General features: G+C 24.1%; 19 protein-coding genes. 16 read left to right on the forward strand and 3 right to left on the reverse strand.

Going from position 1 to position 20299, the window contains the following annotated elements:
* The first annotated feature begins 53 nt into the window (after nt 1–53).
* From AC07E4_RS09510 to AC07E4_RS09555, 10 genes are all read left to right on the forward strand, one after another.
* The gene (locus AC07E4_RS09510) at nt 54–983 is read left to right on the forward strand and encodes an ABC transporter ATP-binding protein (protein ID WP_040327414.1); all 930 of its coding nucleotides are present in this window, start codon (nt 54–56) and stop codon (nt 981–983) included.
* 11 nt (nt 984–994) lie between these two features.
* Nucleotides 995–2143, forward strand: a complete 1149-nt coding sequence (locus AC07E4_RS09515) for an ABC transporter permease (protein WP_040327415.1) — start codon at nt 995–997, stop codon at nt 2141–2143.
* On the forward strand, nt 2136–3257 hold the full coding sequence (locus tag AC07E4_RS09520; RefSeq protein ID WP_478216246.1) for an ABC transporter permease: 1122 nt from the start codon (nt 2136–2138) through the stop codon (nt 3255–3257). The genes AC07E4_RS09515 and AC07E4_RS09520 overlap by 8 nt, the downstream gene beginning before the upstream one ends.
* Before the next feature lie 134 nt (nt 3258–3391).
* The gene (locus AC07E4_RS09525) at nt 3392–3715 is read left to right on the forward strand and encodes a cupin domain-containing protein (protein ID WP_430829163.1); all 324 of its coding nucleotides are present in this window, start codon (nt 3392–3394) and stop codon (nt 3713–3715) included.
* A 359-nt stretch (nt 3716–4074) separates the two neighbouring features.
* Nucleotides 4075–5826 carry a WG repeat-containing protein gene (locus AC07E4_RS09530; protein WP_478216247.1) on the forward strand — a complete coding sequence of 584 codons (1752 nt, stop codon included), beginning with the start codon at nt 4075–4077 and terminating at the stop codon, nt 5824–5826.
* Nucleotides 5827–5919: 93 nt separating this feature from the next.
* Complete coding sequence (locus AC07E4_RS09535; RefSeq protein ID WP_040327419.1) at nt 5920–6558, forward strand: nitroreductase family protein; 639 nt, start codon at nt 5920–5922, stop codon at nt 6556–6558.
* 172 nt (nt 6559–6730) lie between these two features.
* Nucleotides 6731–7477, forward strand: a complete 747-nt coding sequence (locus tag AC07E4_RS09540) for an ABC transporter ATP-binding protein (protein ID WP_478216248.1) — start codon at nt 6731–6733, stop codon at nt 7475–7477.
* Nucleotides 7477–9390, forward strand: coding sequence for an FtsX-like permease family protein (locus AC07E4_RS09545; RefSeq protein WP_478216249.1), 1914 nt, complete (start codon nt 7477–7479; stop codon nt 9388–9390). Before AC07E4_RS09540 ends, AC07E4_RS09545 begins: the two co-directional genes overlap by 1 nt.
* Before the next feature lie 161 nt (nt 9391–9551).
* Nucleotides 9552–10583, forward strand: coding sequence for a helix-turn-helix domain-containing protein (locus tag AC07E4_RS09550; RefSeq protein WP_478216250.1), 1032 nt, complete (start codon nt 9552–9554; stop codon nt 10581–10583).
* Nucleotides 10584–10606: 23 nt separating this feature from the next.
* Nucleotides 10607–12250: an ATP-binding cassette domain-containing protein gene (locus AC07E4_RS09555; protein ID WP_478216251.1), complete on the forward strand. Its 1644-nt coding sequence runs from the start codon at nt 10607–10609 to the stop codon at nt 12248–12250.
* A gap of 207 nt (nt 12251–12457) precedes the next feature.
* Here the strand turns inward: AC07E4_RS09555 and AC07E4_RS09560 are convergent, their stop codons facing one another.
* Genes AC07E4_RS09560 through AC07E4_RS09570 form a run of 3 tightly spaced genes read right to left on the reverse strand, consistent with a single transcriptional unit; the run spans nt 12458 to nt 15438 of the window.
* The gene (locus AC07E4_RS09560) at nt 12458–13618 is read right to left on the reverse strand and encodes an ABC transporter permease (protein WP_040327423.1); all 1161 of its coding nucleotides are present in this window, start codon (nt 13616–13618) and stop codon (nt 12458–12460) included.
* Nucleotides 13619–14314 carry an ABC transporter ATP-binding protein gene (locus AC07E4_RS09565; RefSeq protein ID WP_478216252.1) on the reverse strand — a complete coding sequence of 232 codons (696 nt, stop codon included), beginning with the start codon at nt 14312–14314 and terminating at the stop codon, nt 13619–13621.
* A 14-nt stretch (nt 14315–14328) separates the two neighbouring features.
* Nucleotides 14329–15438 (reverse strand): ABC transporter permease, encoded by a 1110-nt coding sequence (locus tag AC07E4_RS09570; RefSeq protein WP_478216253.1) that lies wholly within the window; start codon nt 15436–15438, stop codon nt 14329–14331.
* 306 nt (nt 15439–15744) lie between these two features.
* On the opposite strand from AC07E4_RS09570, the gene AC07E4_RS09575 reads away from it, so the two are divergent.
* From AC07E4_RS09575 to AC07E4_RS09600, 6 genes are all read left to right on the forward strand, one after another.
* On the forward strand, nt 15745–16434 hold the full coding sequence (locus AC07E4_RS09575) for a response regulator transcription factor (RefSeq protein ID WP_478216254.1): 690 nt from the start codon (nt 15745–15747) through the stop codon (nt 16432–16434).
* An 89-nt stretch (nt 16435–16523) separates the two neighbouring features.
* On the forward strand, nt 16524–17438 hold the full coding sequence (locus tag AC07E4_RS09580) for an ATP-binding cassette domain-containing protein (RefSeq protein WP_478216255.1): 915 nt from the start codon (nt 16524–16526) through the stop codon (nt 17436–17438).
* A gap of 1 nt (nt 17439) precedes the next feature.
* The gene (locus AC07E4_RS09585) at nt 17440–18324 is read left to right on the forward strand and encodes an ABC transporter permease subunit (RefSeq protein ID WP_478216256.1); all 885 of its coding nucleotides are present in this window, start codon (nt 17440–17442) and stop codon (nt 18322–18324) included.
* 24 nt (nt 18325–18348) lie between these two features.
* A complete protein-coding gene (locus AC07E4_RS09590) occupies nt 18349–19236 on the forward strand; it encodes a sensor histidine kinase (protein ID WP_478216257.1) in 888 nt (295 codons plus the stop codon).
* Nucleotides 19237–19335: 99 nt separating this feature from the next.
* Complete coding sequence (locus AC07E4_RS09595) at nt 19336–19677, forward strand: zinc ribbon domain-containing protein YjdM (RefSeq protein WP_040327430.1); 342 nt, start codon at nt 19336–19338, stop codon at nt 19675–19677.
* A 141-nt stretch (nt 19678–19818) separates the two neighbouring features.
* A complete protein-coding gene (locus AC07E4_RS09600; protein ID WP_478216258.1) occupies nt 19819–20283 on the forward strand; it encodes a GyrI-like domain-containing protein in 465 nt (154 codons plus the stop codon).
* Nucleotides 20284–20299 lie beyond the last annotated feature (16 nt).

The raw sequence follows: 20299 nt of genomic DNA on the forward strand, positions 1-20299 counted from the left end.
TAGGCATCTTTTTTTTATATACTTAATTTATAGGAGATAGGGAGGTTTAAGTTATGAAGATGTTAGAAATAAAAAAGATATATAAAGACTATGGAAATCATATTGCAGTAGATGGAGTTGACTTAGATATTGTAGAAGGTGAGATTTTTGGATTATTAGGTCCTAATGGTGCTGGAAAAAGCACTTTAATCGGAATAATATGTGGACTTATAAAAAAGAATTCTGGTGAAGTAATTTATGAAGAAACCACATCAAAAATTAGAAAATGGAAAGAAAATATAGGTATAGTTCCCCAAGATTTTGCATTATATTGGGATTTAACTGTTGAAGAAAATATAAGTTTCTTTTGTTCATTATATGGATTTAAAGGTGAGGAATTAAAAAAAAGGACTTTAAAAACTTTAGAGTTTGTAGAACTTTATGATATGAAAAATAGAAAGGCATCAGAACTTTCAGGTGGTATGAAAAGAAGGTTAAATATTGGATGTGCCATTGCTCATTCACCTAAACTTATTATAATGGATGAACCTACAGTAGGCATTGATCCACAATCAAGAAATCATATTTTAAAATCTATATTAAAACTTAAAAGAGAAGGAGCTACCATCATATATACATCACATTATATGCAAGAAGTTGATGATATTTGTGATCAAATTGCAATAATGGATAATGGAAAAATTATAGCAAAGGGAACTAGTGAAGAGCTAAAAAATCTTATAGGTGATAAAAGAATATTTAATATTGCAGTATCAAAAAAAATTGATAAATTAGAAGATAAACTTTTAGAGATAACTGGTGTTGAAAAAGTGTTATTTAGTGAAAATAGTTATAAAATTTCTACACTTAAAAGTAGTAATTTAATAGTAGATTTAGTTAGTAAAATAACTAGTAATGGTGGCGATATTCAAAATATATTAAATGAAGATCCAAATTTAGAAACAGTATTTTTGGGACTAACAGGAAAAAAATTAAGAGAATAGGAGGTATGTATATGTTTTTATCCATGATAAAAAAGGAATTTAAACATTTCTTTAGATCAAAAAGTGATGTCATAATGATGTTTGTATTTCCTATTGTCTTAATAACCGCTTTAAGTATGGGATTAAAAAACATGATGACAAGTCAAAATGTTTTTGGTACTAAGGATAATCCTTCCATGGTATATTATACAATGGATAATAATTCAAAATATAAAGATGGATTTATAAACTTTAAAAATATTTTAGAAGATGATGTAAATATTAAATTTAAAGAAGTTAAATCACAATCAAGTGTTATGGATGATATAGATAAAAATGAAGCTATTTTACATGTAAATATAGAAAAAGATGGATTTAGCATCTATACTTCTAAAAATGGTGAAAAAACTAAAAGTAAAGTATTTAGAAGCATATTTGAAAATATGTTAAATGAATACGCTGTTTATGAAACCATAGGAGAATTTAATCCTAAGGCTTTTGAGAATTTAGTGAAAAATAAATATGATGAGTATATAGAATTAGATAAAAGAAATTCATCTAGAGAAGTTACCTCATCTGAATATTATACTTTTGCAGAGTTAGCCTTAATTATATTATTTGTATCTCAAGTTGTTGGGGAAAGCGTTTATAAAGAAAATAAATTAGGAACTATGAATAGAATACAATTATCTAAAGTTAAAGAAAGCTCTATAATTGTAGCCAAAGTAATGTTTGGAGTTTTTATATCAATTTTGCAAACAATATTGGTATATTTCTATTCATCAATAGTTTTAAAAGTTAATTGGGGCGATAACACCTTGAAATTTATCTTATTATTTATATGTTTAGGATTACTTTCATCTATTATAGGCGCAATTATGGGACTAGTTGTAAAGAGAGATAATGGTGTTGCAGGAATGGCAAATATAATTATATTTATTTTGTGTTTATTAGGTGGATGTTATATGCCATTAATTGTTATTACAGCAATTCCAGTAATAAATAAAGTTATGTATTTAAGTCCAATTTATTGGATAAATGTGTCTACAAGTACTATGGTTTGTAATGTACAGTCCAATGCATATATTATTGCACTTATTGAAATTGTATTTTTATCATTATTTTTGTTATTAGTATATAAATTAATCCTTAGAAAAAAGGAGGCACTTTTAAATGATTAGTATAATGAAAAATACATTCAGAATATTTTATAAAAGAAAAGGTTTTATTATTACTTCACTAATATTACCATTAATATTAGTTATTTCAATATCACAGTTAAATATTGCCTCTTCTCAATACAAAATTGGATTTATAAATAATGATAAAGGTAAAATAGGTAGTGTTATTGAAGAAAAACTAAATAATACAGATGTTATAAAAGTTATACCATTAGAAAATGATGAAAATTACAAGAGTGATTTAATATTTCATAAATTTGAAATGATAGTTACAATAGATGAAAATTTTACTGAAGACATTTTAAATGGTAATCTTAATAAAATAAATATTAAATCTATAGCTCAAAGTGATATGGAACCAACTATTGAAAAAATAATTAATAATGAAGTTAAAAGCATTTATACTATATGTAATAATATTGAAGTAAATACAGTTGGGCTGGAAAAAGTATTAGATAAATTCTCAATGTCACAACCTAAGTATGAAGTGCAAAGTATAGAAAGTAAAAAAGCTAGCATATTAGATTCTTTAGGTACTATTTTTTATATAATATTTATAGTGGCCGGATTAAGTTGTTCATTTTTGTTGGAAGATGAGTTAGGAGGAACAAAAGATAGAATATTAATGGGAAAAATTAATGAAAAGCAGTATTATGGAGGATTAACATTTTTATTCTTTATTATTACTTCAATGCCAGCTATAGAATATTTTTTAATATGTACATTATTAAATTACAAATTTGGATTTGAAAATAGAATTATTTTACTATTACTTGTATTACTATTTTCATTATTTGCTGTAGTATTTAGTGTATTGCTTGCTTCTTTAATTAAAAAGAAAACTGTGTTAACCTTAGTCAATTCATGCCTTATGATACCAATATTCATGTTAAGTGGATGTTTTTGGCCTTTTGAAATGATGAGTGAAAATGTACAAAAAATAGGTTCAATACTGCCACCAAGGTGGATAGTTCTTGCTATAGAAAAATTACAAGCAGGAGAAAATTTAAAAGGAATATTACCTATAATAATTGCATTTTTATTATTAATAACATTTTTATTCTTATTAAGTGTCTTTTTTACTAGAAATAAAATAATTTTAGATAAAGAATAGTTACTTTAAGCACCTAAATTTTTAGGTGCTTTTATTATGTAACTTATGTTACAGAATAAAATATTTAAATAAGGTATATTATAAATATAAAAATTACACAAAGAGTTTTAATTGTATTTAAAGGAAGTGACGTTATGGAGAATATAAACATAAATAATATAGAAAAAAGTAAAGAAATTTTATGTGAAAATGACAAATTTAAAAGTATATATTTCAAATTTGATGAAGGCAAAGGACTACCTAATCATGTACACAATGGTTTTGCTACAATCCAAGTAGTTAAGGGAACTATAGATATTAGTTTTAAGGATGGAAATAAGTTTGAATTAATAGAAGGTGATTTTTTACCTTTTGATGCAACAATAGAACATAATGTAATAGCTAAGGAAACTAGTAAAGTAATAGTTACAATTTCAAAATCTACCCAATTACATAATATAAAAACATTTAAAAAATAATATTGAACAAATTAATACTCACTGAACTATAGGGTTCCAAGCTGAAAAATGAAATTATTCAAATGTTAAATGAGAATAGTAGTAGTAAAGGAAATAGTAATTATTTAAAACATTATTCATAAGAGTTTCTGAATCAATTTTTAAAGAAATACTAATTTAAATAATTCATGTTTCTTGATGAAAGAAAAAAGCTTTTCAATTGATAAATTTGTTATTTTGAATTTGAACTTGGAAGCCGATATAAAATACATTGATTCAGTGAGTATTTTTAATAATTACTTTGTATAAATGGATTTTATTAGAATTTTACATAGTGTTACATATAATAATAAATAATACTGTTATATGGAGAATATAAAATGAATTCTAATAAAAAGTTATATCCAGCTTTAATTAATAAAAGGAATGGAAAGTTATATGGATACGTTAATGTGAAAGGTGAATGGGTTATAAAACCTAAGTACAACAATGCATATAATTTCACGGATAAAAATATAGCTATAGTTGAGAAAAATAATAAATACGGATTAATTGATAATACGGGACAATATATTATCTATCCTAAATTTGATAGTATATCTAATTTTAAAGAAAACAGAGCTGTATTTAATTTAGATAATTTTATGGGTGTAATTGATGAAAAAGGGAAAATTATAAATGAAAGTAAATATCAATTTATAAGTGACTATAATGAAGGGAGGGCTATTGTTGGAATTTCATCAGAAGGTGGATTTTATAGTTATGGTTATATTGATTTAAATGGTAATGAAATTATAAAACCTAAATATCAATCTGCAAGTCAATTTAATGAGGGTTTTTCAATAGTTAAGATAAATGATAATGAGTATGCATTGATTAATCTTAATGGTGAAATAGAAAGTACTTATAAATATAACACTGTGTTTGGATATGGAAATGGATTAATGGTGTTTTCAAAAGATTTACAAGGACCATATGGATATGTAGATAAAAAAGGTAATGTAGTTATACAACCAATATATGAAGTAGCAGAAGGTTTTAAAGATAATGTAGCTATAGTTAGTGAGGGTAATGATTTTAACGGACCTTATGGATTAATTGATTTAAAAGGTGAGTATATATTAAAACCTATATATGATGATATAAAAATGTTAGGTGAAGAAATGATAGCACTAGGAAAATCTATTGGTGAAGATAAGTTTGTAAATAGAAAGATATATGCTATAGGAACTACTAAGGGCAAAATTCTAACTGATTTTATTTATTTACAAGTTGGAGAATATAAAGATAATATTTCTTATGCTTCAGATGAAGAATATACATTTTTCATAGATAAGTCTGGAAAAATGGTTGAAAATCTTCCCATTGTTAAAGGTAGCGGACAACTTTCTATAGAAAATAATATAATTTATTCATATATAGATTATGAGCCATATTATTTATATAAATCAGGTAAAATAATGTATAAGCCTAGCGAAATTATTAAATTAAATAATAAGTATTTTGTGATTAATATGAAATATAAACCTAATATAAATTATTTGATTTATTATCCTAAAGTAGAAGGTGTAAAAAGTAAAAAGGTAGAAAGAAGTATAAATTCTAAATTAAAAGAAATGTCTTATTTCAAGCCTTATGGTGAATCAGATGATAATAATCAGAGTACTGTAATAACTAAAAATGATATATTAAATTATGACTATTATGGAGATTTTAGTGTTAAGTTTTTTAAAAAGGATTTACTAATTTTAGATATAACAGGATATTATTATCCAATAGGGGCTGCACATGGAATGCCATCAAGAAAGACACCAAGTATAAATCTAGTTACAGGTAAGTTTTATACAATAGGTGATTTATTTATGGGTGGTGTGTATTGGCTTGGAGAGATAAATAAAATTATTGAAAAAATAATAGCCACAGATAAAGATTATGATTATGTGTTTAAAGAAGATTTCAAAGGAATAAAATTTGATCAAGATTTTTATGTAGATCAAGATAACTTATATATTTATTTTTCACCATATGAAATTGGACCATATTCTGCTGGCTTTATTACTTTTAAAATACCATTTTCAGAAATTCAAGGAATGATAAATAAAAATGGTGAATTTTATAAATCATTTAACTAAATTGTAGAGGGGCTCAAGTCCTATATTGTTTGACACAAAATAATTTTGAGTATAGAATTGATTTCATAAAATAACTTACTAAGGAGAAAAAGTATGAGAAACTTGGATTTAATTTATAATCGTAAAAGTATAAGACAATTTAAAAATGATGCAGTACCAAAAGAAGATATTATTGAATTAATAAAAGCTGGTACTAGTGCACCATCACCTAAGCACCAACAGAACTGGCATTTTGTTATACTTCAAAATAAAGATATTATAAATAAAATGGCTGATATAGTTACTAGAAGTCATGAAAATATAGGTAAGCTTGCAAAAAATGAAAAAGATTTAAAAAAACATATGAGTGTAATTAATTATTATACATGTTTTAAAGATGCTCCAGTAGTAATTTTAGTTTATTCATGTGAATATAAAATGATAGAGTATAAGATATTAAAAGAAAATAATGCACCAAAAGAAATTCTTGATGTATTAGTATCTCCACAATCTGCTGCTCAAGGAATAGGAGCTGCAGTTCAAAATATTTTATTAGCTGCAACAGAAATGGGATATGGCACATGCTATATGACAGGTCCTACACATGCTAAAAAAGAAATTGAAAATCTTATAGGTTTTGAAAAAGATGGATATCAGTTAATGTCTATGATTTCATTAGGTGTACCTGAGGAAAATACACCTCCAAAGCCACCAAGAAAACCATTGGAAGATGTTTTAACATTTATTGAATAAAATAGAAATCCCTTATCTATAAAGTTTATACTTAAAGATAGGGGATTTTTTTATTAGAACCTTACAACATTGTAATGTTGTTGAAATATTAATCGATGTATATTCTTTTTAGATAAAAGTAAACTATTCTTACGAAATATATAATGTTTTTATAAAAATCGGAGGAATAAACATGGAAATATTAAAAATTAACAATCTTAATAAAACTTATACTGGAAAGGTTTCATATAAAGCATTAAAAGATATAAATTTATCTATACAAGAAGGTGATTTTGTAGCTGTTATGGGACCTAGTGGAAGTGGTAAATCTACTTTGCTAAATATAATTTCAACAATAGACATGCCAACAAGTGGAGAAGTTATTATAAATTCAAAAAATCCACATGAATTAAAAGGTCAAGCTTTATCAAATTTTAGAAGAAATGAATTAGGATTTGTATTTCAAAATTTTAATTTGCTTGATACATTAACTATCGGAGAAAATATAGTTTTACCACTAACATTAGAAGGAATATCTATAAGTGAAATGGATAAAAGACTTGAAAAAATAGCTAAAGATTTAAGTATTGAAAATATATTAAATAAAAGAACTTTTGAAATTTCAGGCGGACAGGCACAAAGAGCCGCAGTTGCTAGAGCAGTAATTAATAACCCATCAATATTACTTGCAGATGAACCAACTGGAAACTTAGATTCAAAAGCTACTAATGATGTTATGAAAATATTTGAGCATTTAAATACAAATAACAAAGTAACTACACTGATGGTAACACATGAACCATACACAGCAAGTTTTTGTAAAAAAGTTGTATTTATAAAAGATGGGGAAATATATAAAGAAATACATAAAAGTAGTTCTAATGAAGAGTTTTATGAGGAAATATTGAAAGTAGTAGCTCACATTGGAGGTGCCAGATAGTGAATTTTAAAAAATTTGCATATAATAGTGTTACAAGAAATTTCAAATCTTATTTAGGTTATTATTTTAGCTCCACTATATCTATAATGATGTTTTTTATTTTTGCTATGTCAATGTTTCATCCATCTGTTGCAAGTGTTGGAATACAATTTCATAGTTCACTTGGCATGGCTCTTACCTTTACAGAAACTATAATTGCATTATTTTCTTTACTATTTATTGTTTACTCTTTGGGAACTTTTGTAAAAAGTAGATATACAGAGTTCGGAACACTTTTTATATTAGGTATGTCACCAAAACAGTTTAAAAAATTTGTATTACTTGAAAATTTAATAATAGGATTTGCATCTATAGTTTCAGGCATTTTAATAGGATTTATATTTGCAAAACCATTCTTAAAATTAATAAGTGATTTATTTCAGACAAAGTCAGATACATTATACTTTCCAAGTACTGCAATAATACTGACATTCATTGTATTTACATTATTATTTATAATAACAAGCCCAGTAACTATAATTCTAATAAAAAATAAAAATGTAATAGAATTATTAAAAGGTACTAAAAAGCCAAAATCAGAACCTAAGACGTCAATATTTTTAGCTATAACAAGTGTGGTGTTACTATCTGGAAGTTATATGGTTGTCCTTTTTCAATTAGAAAATATGGAGTATTTAATGTTTATAGCTTTAATGTTAGGAACTTATTTATTTTTTAGCCAGTTTTTTGTTTTAATATTAAAAATGATAAAAAGAAAAAGAAGTTTTTATCAAAATAAAATAAATGTATTATGGATAAGTAATTTAATATATAAAATTAAAGATAATTGCAGATTATTATTTTTAATAAGTATTTTGTTATCAGGTACCTTAGTATCTATAAGTGTTTTATCTTCACTTGGTGAAAAGCAATTAGAAGCATCTAAAAGTGGTTTTCCCTTTAATATATTTTATATGAGTACAGAAAATAATAAAATATCAGATTCACAAATGAAACTTATAGAAAACACATTAGATAAAAATAAGTATAATTTTAAAAAATATGAATACAAGTTTTTAAATACAAATGATAGACAATATGTAATTAATAATTCTGAGTTTAATAAAATAGGAGATGTACTTGGATATAAAAAGATTAGTTTAAATAGTGATGAAGCTGCATTAATACCAACAAAAAGTTCACCAAATTCTATAAAATCCCTTAATACAATTAATGAATTTAAGATACAAGATGTGAATTTGCATGTTAAATTCATTGTAGAAGGTCCATTACTAGCTGAAGGATTTTATAATAATATGCTAGTGGTTAGTGATGATATGTATAAAATATTAGAAACTAATAAATCAAACATTTCATGGACAGGATATGGATATAATTATAATGGTTGGGAAGATAGTCTTGAAATGATTGATAATTTAAATAATGAAAGAAAAACAAATGCTGACAATGCATTTGGAGAAATGGGAAAATTTGATTATGAGTATTTTGCTACATTAACAGATGTTTATCAAGTTGAACTTACATCAACAAAAACTATGTTATTTGTTGGGACATTTATAGGCATAATATTTTTCATAGGTAGTTGTAGTTTCTTATATTTTAGATTTTACACTGACTTAATTTTTGATAAAGAAAAATACAAAAATTTATCTAAAATTGGATTATCTTATACTGAGATGAAAAAAATCTTAAACATAGAAATGAGCTCAATATTCTTTATTCCATTTATAATTGCTACATTAAATGCTGTGTTTGCAATATTGATTTTAAAGTCAATGAATGGAAGCTTAATTGGACTAAAAGGATTGCTAGTTCCTATAATATTTTTTGTAATATATTTTATATATTTTGTAATATTAAAATCAATTTATATAAAATCAATATCAAATGAAATATTAAGCTATAAAAAATAATAACTAAAATAAAAAAAATATATCAATAATTTTTTATTGATATATTTTTTTATTTCTAACTCAACTAATGGTTGATGTTATCTAAAAATATAAGTTATTGTTATAAAAATTTTTATACTATACAATTTAAATATAAGATAAATAAAAGGGGGCTTTTAAAAATGGATTTAGAGATTGGAAAGCAAATAAAAAGATTACGTATAGAGAAGGGTGTAACACAAGAAGAATTAGCTAAATACTTTGGTGTATCATATCAAGCAATCTCAAAGTGGGAAAATAATATAACATCACCAGATATTCAACTTTTACCACATATAGCTTCTTATTTTGGTGTTACAATAGATGAATTATTTAAAATATCTACTGAGGAAAACTTAAAAAGAATTGAAAATGCCATAGATGAAACTCACTTTATAAGTGATGAGAAATTTAATTCTTATAAGTCTTTTTTACTTCAACTTATAAGAAATGAACCGAAAAATTCAAAAGCATATTATGTTTTAGCATCATTATATTTAAAAAGATCTGAATGCGATAAAGAAATATCTAGTATTTATATAAAACAAGCTTTGAATTATGAACCTTTTGATAAAGATTATCATTCAGTTCTTGTAAAATCTGAAAATGGAGCAGCAGGGGATTGGTACTGTAGTTGTAACTTTGAATTAATTAAGTTTTACAAGGAGTTTACAAATAAATATCCAAATTATATAGCAGGTCATGCTTTTCTTTTTGACCAATTAATTCATGATAAAAGACTTGATGAGGCAAGTGAAGTTTTAAATCACATGAAATCTATAGAAAATTATGTGGAACATAGTTTTTTTGAAGGTGATATAGAGTTTGAAAAGGGCAACCTAGATAAAGCTTCTGAAATTTGGGACAAAGCATTAGAACAATTTAATAACAATTGGGCTGCTTATTTTATACGTGCAGAAAGATATTTAAAACTATCTAAATATGAGAAAGCTATAGAACATTATAGAAAATCCATAGATTATAGCAAAAGCCCTAGAATGATTGATGCTGATATAGCCATAGCAGAAATTGCAGAATTAATAGGAGATTATAAGTTAGCAATAAATGCAAGAAAACATGAAATTAAAATTTTAAAAGAAGATTATCATATATTAAGTGGTGAATCAGTTGATAAACCTCTAAGAGAAATAGAACGATTAAATTCAATGATATAAAATTAAAGAAAGAATGAGTTGTTATGAGAAAATATCTTTATGAAATACGATTTTTAATTTTAATTCAAATAATATGTGATGCAGTAGTTACATTGACTGTTGCATTAGGACCATATCTTCAAAAGTTACTATTTGATACTGTTTTAAAAGAAAACAAAATATGTTTAAGTTTTATACATTTAATTTTAATATATATATTTTGTAATTTAATAGGCACAATATTTTTTTATTTATCTATGATATATAATTTTAAATGTTCTTTAAAGTTTGAAATGTCATTAAAAAGAGATTTTTTTAAATCAGTTTTTAATTATAATTATGAAGATTTTTCATCTAGAGATATAGGTGAATATATATCTATCCAAGGAAATGATATATTAAATTTAGAAATGGATTATTTAACACCAATAATAACTATTATTAAGGCTGTTAACATGCTTATAATTTATGGAATAATTTTATTTGTATATGTAGACTTTAGAATCGCTACTACTATAGTATTAATATCATGTATAGCTATAGTAATACCTAAACTTACATCATGTACACTATCCAAAAAGAGAAATAATTATTTAAATGAGATGGGATTATATGTATCAAAAATTACAGATTTTCTTCAAGGTTTTAAATTAATTAACTCTAGAACAATAAGTAAAATTAATGCTGAACATGAAAAAGCACTTAACAATGTAAAAGATAAAAGATTTATATACGGTAAATTTAAAAGTTTTACATATAGTTTAAGTGAACTTTTATTAAATATTTTAAATGCGGCTACATTTATTATAGTAGGAATACTTTTATTTAACAGGAAAATAAGTATAGGTACAGCAGTTGCTACTTTTGGATATGTGAATTGTTTTGTATCACCACTAAATGATATATTGTATTCAATTAACTCAATTAGTTCTTTAAAAGATACAAAGAATAAAGTTATAGATTATATAAACAACTATAAATATACAACTTTGAAATATAAAAATGATTTTAAAAATCATATAGTTTTTGATCATGTAAATTTTAGCTATAATAAATTTAATATAGATGATATATGTTGTAAGTTTGAAAAAGGAAAAAAATATGCAATAATTGGTCATAGTGGTTCAGGAAAATCTACACTTATTAATATGATTATGAAATACACAAAACCATTAAGTGGGAAAATATTAATTGATGAAGAAAATGTATTAGATTTAAATATGGACAACATTGTATGCACTATTAATCAGCACGAGCATATATTTAAAGATGATTTTTATAATAATACTACGTTATTTTCATCATATCCTAAAGAAAATTTAAATTATGTAATGGAAAAATTTAAGTGTGGAATATTTAATAGAATAAAGAGTGAGCCTTATAGTAATTCATTAAGTGGAGGTGAAAAGCAAGTATTAGCATTTATAAGAATGTTAACATCAAAATCGCCTATATGCATTATGGATGAACCATTTTCGGCTCTAGACGTAAATACTACTAAACTTTTACAACATAATTTACTTAACATGAAAGATAAAACTGTAATTATAGTAACACATGATTTATCTGAAATTTTAGAAGAATTTGACAAAATTATTTTGATGGAAAATGGAAAAATAATTGAAATTGGAGATTATGAAGAAATATCTAAAAGTGATGTATTTAAGGAGCTAAAAAGAATAATTTAATATGAATATTAAAAGAATAAAGCATGTGTAAAAACATGCTTTATTTCTTATATGTGAAGATGAATTTGGATACCCCCAAGAGTGAGACCAACTTGGAATTGTTATAAAATAAACATTTCTTTTGAAATTAATATATTTAAAATGTTATTTTTAAAAATATAGAAATCCTCTTTTATTATGTGTTATATAAGGTGTCTAGTTTTATTATTAGATATCCTTTTTATTTAAAATGACAATAGAGGAGATTATAAAAATTATGCTTATAATTAGAAGATAGTATATATTGTTAGGAAATACAAATGTATTAGGTGATAATATACCTGACTTTTTTAAAACAAAATCACTGCTACAAAGAAAATCATTTATTTTTATATAGGAAAATGGAATAAATGGCACTAAATTTTTTATTACTTTTCCTAAACATAAAAGAGTAACTGATATTAAGATTGTAAATGATAGTCCTATGCTTGTAGTATTAAATATAGAAGATACAAAAATACAAAAACTAAATATAAAGAATAAACAAGTTAACAAAGTAGGTATTGATTTTTTAAAATACTCTTGTAAAGAAACAAAAACAAGTTTACCATTTACATATATTTCAGTAGGGTACTCTATATTTCCAAAACCGTTTTTAAAACCTAAGATTAAGAATAAAGTTAATATAACTAAAATTAATATTGCAAAAGACACAATTAGTCTTGCAAAGAATTTTGAAAAAAATATTTTAGTTTTACTTATAGGTTGTGTAAACAGTAGCTTATATGTCTTTTTTTCATATTCTGATGAAAAACATTCTATAGTAAAATTTAACATAACCACTATTAATATAAGCATAACAACATTAGAAGAACAAAGTCTTAAAAAATTGTAACCTTCCATACTATTTTCTTCAAAAATAGGAGTAATGTTTTTCTTAAGCATAATATCTATCTTTTTAATATGCTTTTCATAAGCATCTATAGATTTTACATTACTAAATTGAATGTTTTGTTTTATACCTTCTATGGAATGCGTATCTAATTCTTTTGTTTTATTAAGGTAACCATTAAGATTTTTATTGTTATATTCAGTTATTATATCTGACATTATTGAATTATGATCTGTTAAAAATTTAATTTTTTTATCAAGTCTACTATCTACTTTAGGTGACATTTTTTCTTTAGCCATAGATAATTCTGAAATTTCATTTGATAAAAAAGAACTTTGATTATATAAATTATCTTTCCATTCTATATTTCTTTTAGCATTTATTTGCGAGTTAACATAAATAAATCCAATCATAAAAACAATAAAGAAAATAATACAAATAATATTTTTAATATCTTTGAATATTTTTTTTATTTCAAATAAAAATGTTGCACCCATTTACTCACCTCTGTAAACAGATTCATACATCTTGTCAATAGAATCACTTGATATCTTTTCATCTATTAATTTGCCATCCTTTAAGAATAGTATTCTTTGACATAATTTTTCTATTTCAGATAATATATGTGATGAAATTATAACAGAGACATCATTATCCTTTACTACATCTGAAATAAGTTTTCTGAATTCTATAATTCCATCATAATCTAATCCATTAGTTGGCTCATCTAAAATTAATAAATTAGGAGAACTTAAAAGTGCTATTCCAATAGCTAAGCGTTGCTTCATACCTAGAGAATATTGTTTTACCTTATTATTAATCATATCACCAATGTTAATAAACTTTATCATTTCTTCCATTCGTTTTTTAGAAATTTTATTTATTCTTCTAATAAAGTCTATGTTATCATAGCCAGATAAATTTTCATAAAGAGCAGGTGTTTCTATAATTGCAGAGAGATTAGCTAAATATTTTTCTCTATCTTTTTTATTGTTATTAGAAATGCCACATAGCTTAACTTCTCCGCTATCTGCTTTACTAAGTAAACATAAGATTTTCATAAGTGTAGTTTTACCAGCTCCATTAGGTCCTATTAATCCAACAACTTCACCTTTATTTATAGTGAAATTTAAATTATCTAATACTTTTTTATTATATGATTTATTCAGATTAGAAACTGATAATATTTCCATATAAATTCCTCCTTTTAATTATCCATTCTCTTTCTATTTGATAAAAATATACCTATAGTTATAAATATTATTATCATTACACTAAGTATAATAATCCCATTTAAAAAGGTTATATTTGTAAGAGCTCCTTCAATTAGTGATTCACCTTGAGAATTAGAAGGCAGTATAGTTTTAAGACCACTTAGTGGTGCTAATGATAAGATTCTATTAATATCAAAATAAGCACCAAGATTATATTTTTGAATCACTGCTGTAGGGCTATTTTTAAATAAAATATATAGTAAACCATAAAATACTGTAGATACACAAATAGCAGCAGCTGAATTATTAATTAATAAAGAAATTAAAGTTCCAATAGAACATGAAAAAATTATTAATATAATCAAAAGTATAAATTCATAAAGTACATATTTAATAAGTGGAAGATACATAAGTTCATTTGAAATTGATGCTTTAACTGGAAATTTTGTACATCCTATTCCTTTAGTGATACATTGATAAATGAAACATACTAACATAAGCGCAATAACAATGAAAAAATTAACAAGAATATTTGAAATTAATTTAGAGAAAAAGATTTTGGTTTTGCTTATTGGCTGAGTATATAAAAGTTTATAAGTCTTATTTTCCATCTCACTTGAAAAAACTTGAGAGCTTGAAATTATTATAGTTATAACAATAAGTAAAACTATAGGCTCCATCATAAGGTTTTTAAGGAAAAGCAAACCATCATTATGATTAAATTCATCTATAAAGGGTAAGTTGTTATCTAATAGATATTGAAATTTTTCCATATCTGTAACCATGTCTTTATTAGTACTATTTGAATTATTTTCTAAAATGCTTTTATAATACTCAATAGTTTTTTCATAAAAAGCTTTCCAATTTTCATCTGAATAATAAGTGTCTATTTCACTTTCAAGGTTGGTAAGTTTATCATCTCCAAAAGTCACACGCTGAATAGGTGCATGCCCAACTTCAGATTCAAAAACAATGTTTCCCTGAACAGTTTTATTAAAGAAAATACAATAACTGATAATGCCAAAGCTTAATAGTAATATAGGAATCCAATTTTTAAATGATTTAAAAAAAGTTTTGAAATAAAAAGCAATTATACTAAACAAAAAAATCCCTCCTTATTTTTTTATGTATAAAAAAAAGGATAACTAAATACAAAAATTAATGTTTTGTTATCCTGTTTATTATCATAAGTTTTTTAAGTATATTAATTTTTATAGAAATTAAAGTATAATTACATATTAACAATATTTTACATATAGTTCAATATATATTCATGTAAAGATTCTTTAAAATTTTATTATGAAATTAATAAATTTTTAAAAAATAATAGGATTCATTATTAATAGATATAAATGATGACTCATACTTAATAAAAATGATATAATTTTTTTTAGGAAGTGGGGTGTATTATGAATTCAAATATAAATATTTTAGTAGTTGAAGATAATGAAGATATTAATAAATTATTATATAGCATCCTTATAAAAGAAGGATATAATGTTAGGTGCACTTATTCAGGAACAGAAGCTATGATGTGTTTAGAACAATATAAGTATGATTTAGTTTTGCTAGATTTAATGTTACCTGGTGTCAGTGGTGAAAATATAATAAAGGAAATAAGAAAAGTTAATTTTATGCCTATAATTGTTATATCAGCAAAAACAAAACAAGATGATAGACTTAATGCTTTAAAAATTGGAGCAGATGATTTTATAGTTAAACCATTTGATGTTGAAGAAGTTTTAGTTAGAGTTAATGTTCAATTAAGACGATATAAAGATTTTAGTCCAGCATTAAATTCTAATAATAAAATTTTATATAGAGAAATTGAATTGAATAATGAAAGTAGACAAGTATTCGTTAATGAAATTGAAATGATTGTTACCTCTAGAGAATTTGATATCTTATATCTTTTAATTAACAATCCAAATAAAGTTTTTACTAGAGCAAATTTGTTTGAATCAGTTTGGAAAGATAATTTTTTAGGCGATTATAATACAGTAAATGTACATATTAGTAATTTAAGAGCTAAATTATCCAAATTAACAAAGGAAGAGTACATTCAAACTGTATGGGGCATAGGTTTTAAATTAAAATAGCAAACTTTATACTTTCTTAATACTTTCTTTAAAACTGTTTATAATAGCAAATCTAAAATGTAATCATAATAAAGGAGGGAAAGTATAAAATGAGAGATATAATATTAAAGACACATAATTTAACTAAAAAATATGAAAATCAATATGTAGTAGCTAATGTAAATATGACAATAGAAAAAGGCTCAATATATGGATTCATTGGTAAAAATGGTGCAGGAAAAACTACTCTTATTCGTATGATTACAGGGTTAATTCACAAAACTAAAGGTGAAATAGAATTATTTGGAGGAACTAATGAGAATCATTTAAATGAAGCTAGAACATTTATTGGTAGCTTAATAGAATATCCAGCTTTTTATGGTAATATGTCTGCAAAGGAAAATTTAGAAATTTCAAGATTAGTTAGAAACATTCCAGATAAAAATTGTATTGATGAAATTTTAGAATTAGTTGGATTAAATAATAGTAGGAACAAAAAAGTTAAAAATTTTTCATTAGGTATGAAACAAAGGCTAGGAATCGCTAATGCACTACTTGGAAATCCTAAATTTCTAATATTAGATGAACCAATAAATGGATTAGATCCTATGGGAATAATAGAAATAAGGGAACTTTTAAAAAAGATAAATAAGGAAAAAAATACAACTATATTAATATCAAGTCATATACTTGGAGAATTATCAGAGCTTGCAACTCATTATGGAATAATTAATAATGGAGAATTAATAAAAGAAATTTCAGATTCTGAATTAAAAGCTATATGTAGACAATATATTCTTCTTAAAGTTGATGATTTATCAAAAGCATCAATTATTTTAGAAAGAAATTTAAATATTATGGATTATGAAGTTCTAGAAGATAACATGATAAAAATATTTAGCAATTTAAATGAAATAGGATTGATAAATTCAACTATTTCAAAGTCAGGTGTAATAGTTGAAAACATTTCATTAGAAGGCGAAAATTTAGAGGAATATTTTATGAATGTTGTTGGAGGAAAATAAAATGATTAGATTATTTAAAGCAGAATTATATAAATTATTTAAAAATAGATCTTTTAAAGTAGTCTGTATTATAGCAGCAATATTATCAACTTTAATGTTAGCTATGTCAGTATCTTTAAGTGAAGATTTAGCAAAAAGCTCTATGAAAAATCTTAGTGAAAAAGAAATAACTGAACAAATTGAAAATATAAGACAAGAAGAAAAAAGCGATACACCTATAAATCCAGGTCAGTTAGGCTTTAATAGTAGTGCATGGAGTGATGAGTTTAACCCTACATCAAAAGAAGTTTTTTATTCATCTTTTGGATCAGGTGTTATAGAAATCTTTATAGGTATATTGGTTGGTGCGTTAATGGCTAAAGAATATAGTGAGGGAACTATAAAAAACACATTAGCTTATGGTAAAAAGCGAGAGTATTTCTATTTTTCAAAGTTTTTATCTATACTTATTGGAGTAATAATTGTAATAGCTATTCAAGTTGGTATATCTACTATAGGTCATACATTTATCCGTGGTTGGGGTGAGGAATTTAAGTTTGTTCAGTTAATCACAATTTTAAAAACATTTTTAGTTTCAGTAATATCATATAGTGCTGTTGTTGGAATTATAATGTTAGTTTCTACAATTTTAAAAAGTAATGGAGCAGTTATAGGAGTATCTGTTGGTATATTTATTTTACTTCCTACAATAGCATCATTTTTCTATGGAAGTTATACATGGTTTGATAGAATATATGAGTTAACTCCTTTTTATAATTCAGCAGTAGCAATTTCAATTAATGCAACTAACAGTCAAACTATAAAATGTATTGTAATAAGTTTAGTATCAACTATAATTTCTTTAATTTTGGGAACTTACATGTTAAAAAAACAAGATATTAAGTAAATAGAAAGTGAGGTGAGTAATTTAATGGTAATATATATATTAATAATAATTATAATAATTTTACTTGCCTTTATTATTCTCATGTTAAAAGATTTAAAATATATATCAGCTCAAATTAAAGACAATTTAAGTGAATACAAAAATTTAAAAACAAAAACATCCTTTAAATATATAGATGAACTTGCAAGTAACATAAATTTACTATATGAAGAAAATCAAAAGATAAATATTAAATCTAAAAATATAGAAGAAGAGCTAAAAACTAGTGTTACAAATATGTCACATGACTTAAGAACTCCTCTTACGTCTATAATTGGATATATGCAGTTAATAAAAAGTGATAATATAAGTTGTAGTGATAAAAATGAATACATTAGTATTATTGAGAAAAGAACAAAAACACTACAAAATTTAATTAATAATTTTTATGATTTATCAAGAATTCAATCTGACGAGTATAAATTTAATTTTGAAAAAGTTAATATTCAAGATGTTTTATGTGAAAATATTGCATTATTTTATAATGATTTTATAGTAAAAAATATAGATCCAATAATAGATATTGATGATAATATGGATTCTATAATATCTGATAAAAATGCTCTAAATAGAATATTTTCAAACTTGATTAATAATAGCTTAAAATATGGTGAAAAGTATGTAAAAATATCCTTAAAAAAAGAAAATAATTATATAATTTCAGAATTTATTAATTATGCACCATCATTAAAAGAAGATGACTGCTTGAAAATATTCAATAGATTTTATACAGGAAACAATTCTAGAACTAATGAAACTACTGGAATAGGTCTTAGCATAGTTAAATCATTTACAAAAGGATTAGGTGCAAGTCTATATTCATCCATGGAAAATCATAATCTAAAAATAACAATAAAGTGGGAATTATCTTAGGTTTTTATAAAAATATTTGTAAGTGTAAAAATAATATGTTATTATATAAATCGTCTTATAAATTTTAAACATAATTAACGTAATGAACGGAGGAATTTAATGAGTAATTTACCAAATTGCCCAAAATGTAATTCAGAATACACTTATGAAGATGGAAGTCTTTTTGTTTGCCCAGAATGTGCACACGAATGGAACTTAGAATCACAAAATGAAAACACTGATGATGTATTAGTTGTAAAAGATGCTAACGGAAATATTTTACAAGATGGTGATACTGTAACAGTTATAAAAGATCTTAAAGTAAAGGGTGCTTCATCTTCTATAAAAATCGGAACTAAAGTTAAAAATATACGTTTAGTTGATGGAGATCATAACATTGATTGTAAAATTGATGGATTTGGAGCAATGTCTTTAAAATCTGAATTTGTTAAAAAAGCATAATTGATTATTAATAAATTAAAATACATTAGCTAGATATACTAAATATCTAGCTTTTATTTTTGTATGTTTTCCTAATATGACATACTTATGTCATATTAGTTTCGTTATACTTTAATAAAAAAGTAAGCGAGGTATATACTTATGAATTATGAAATAGTAAATTTAGATGAAAAGCATATTGTTGGGTTAATAAAAAATACAACTAATGAAGAAGAAAAATCAATTAAAGATATTGGAGCTTTATGGAGTAATTTTTTTAATAATAATTACTATTCAAAAATATCTGGAAAAGTTAATAACAAAACTATTGGATTATATACAGACTATGAAGGAGATTTTACAAAACCATTTAATTTTTTAACTTGTGTTGAAGTAAATAGTGAATCTATAGTGCAATATCCTTTGGTATATAAAAGAATACCTGCTGGAAAATATGCTAAGTTCATAATAAAAGGAGACATTCAAAAGTCAGTAGCATTATTTTGGTGTAAATTATGGAAAATGAATTTAGATAGGATGTATAGTTATGACTTTGAAGAATATCAAGAAAATGAAAATAGTGATTTAAAAAATCAAGAAATACACATATATATTTCTATAAGATAATAGTAAAAAACTACTC

The sequence above is a fragment of the Clostridium amazonense genome, from assembly GCF_056431285.1.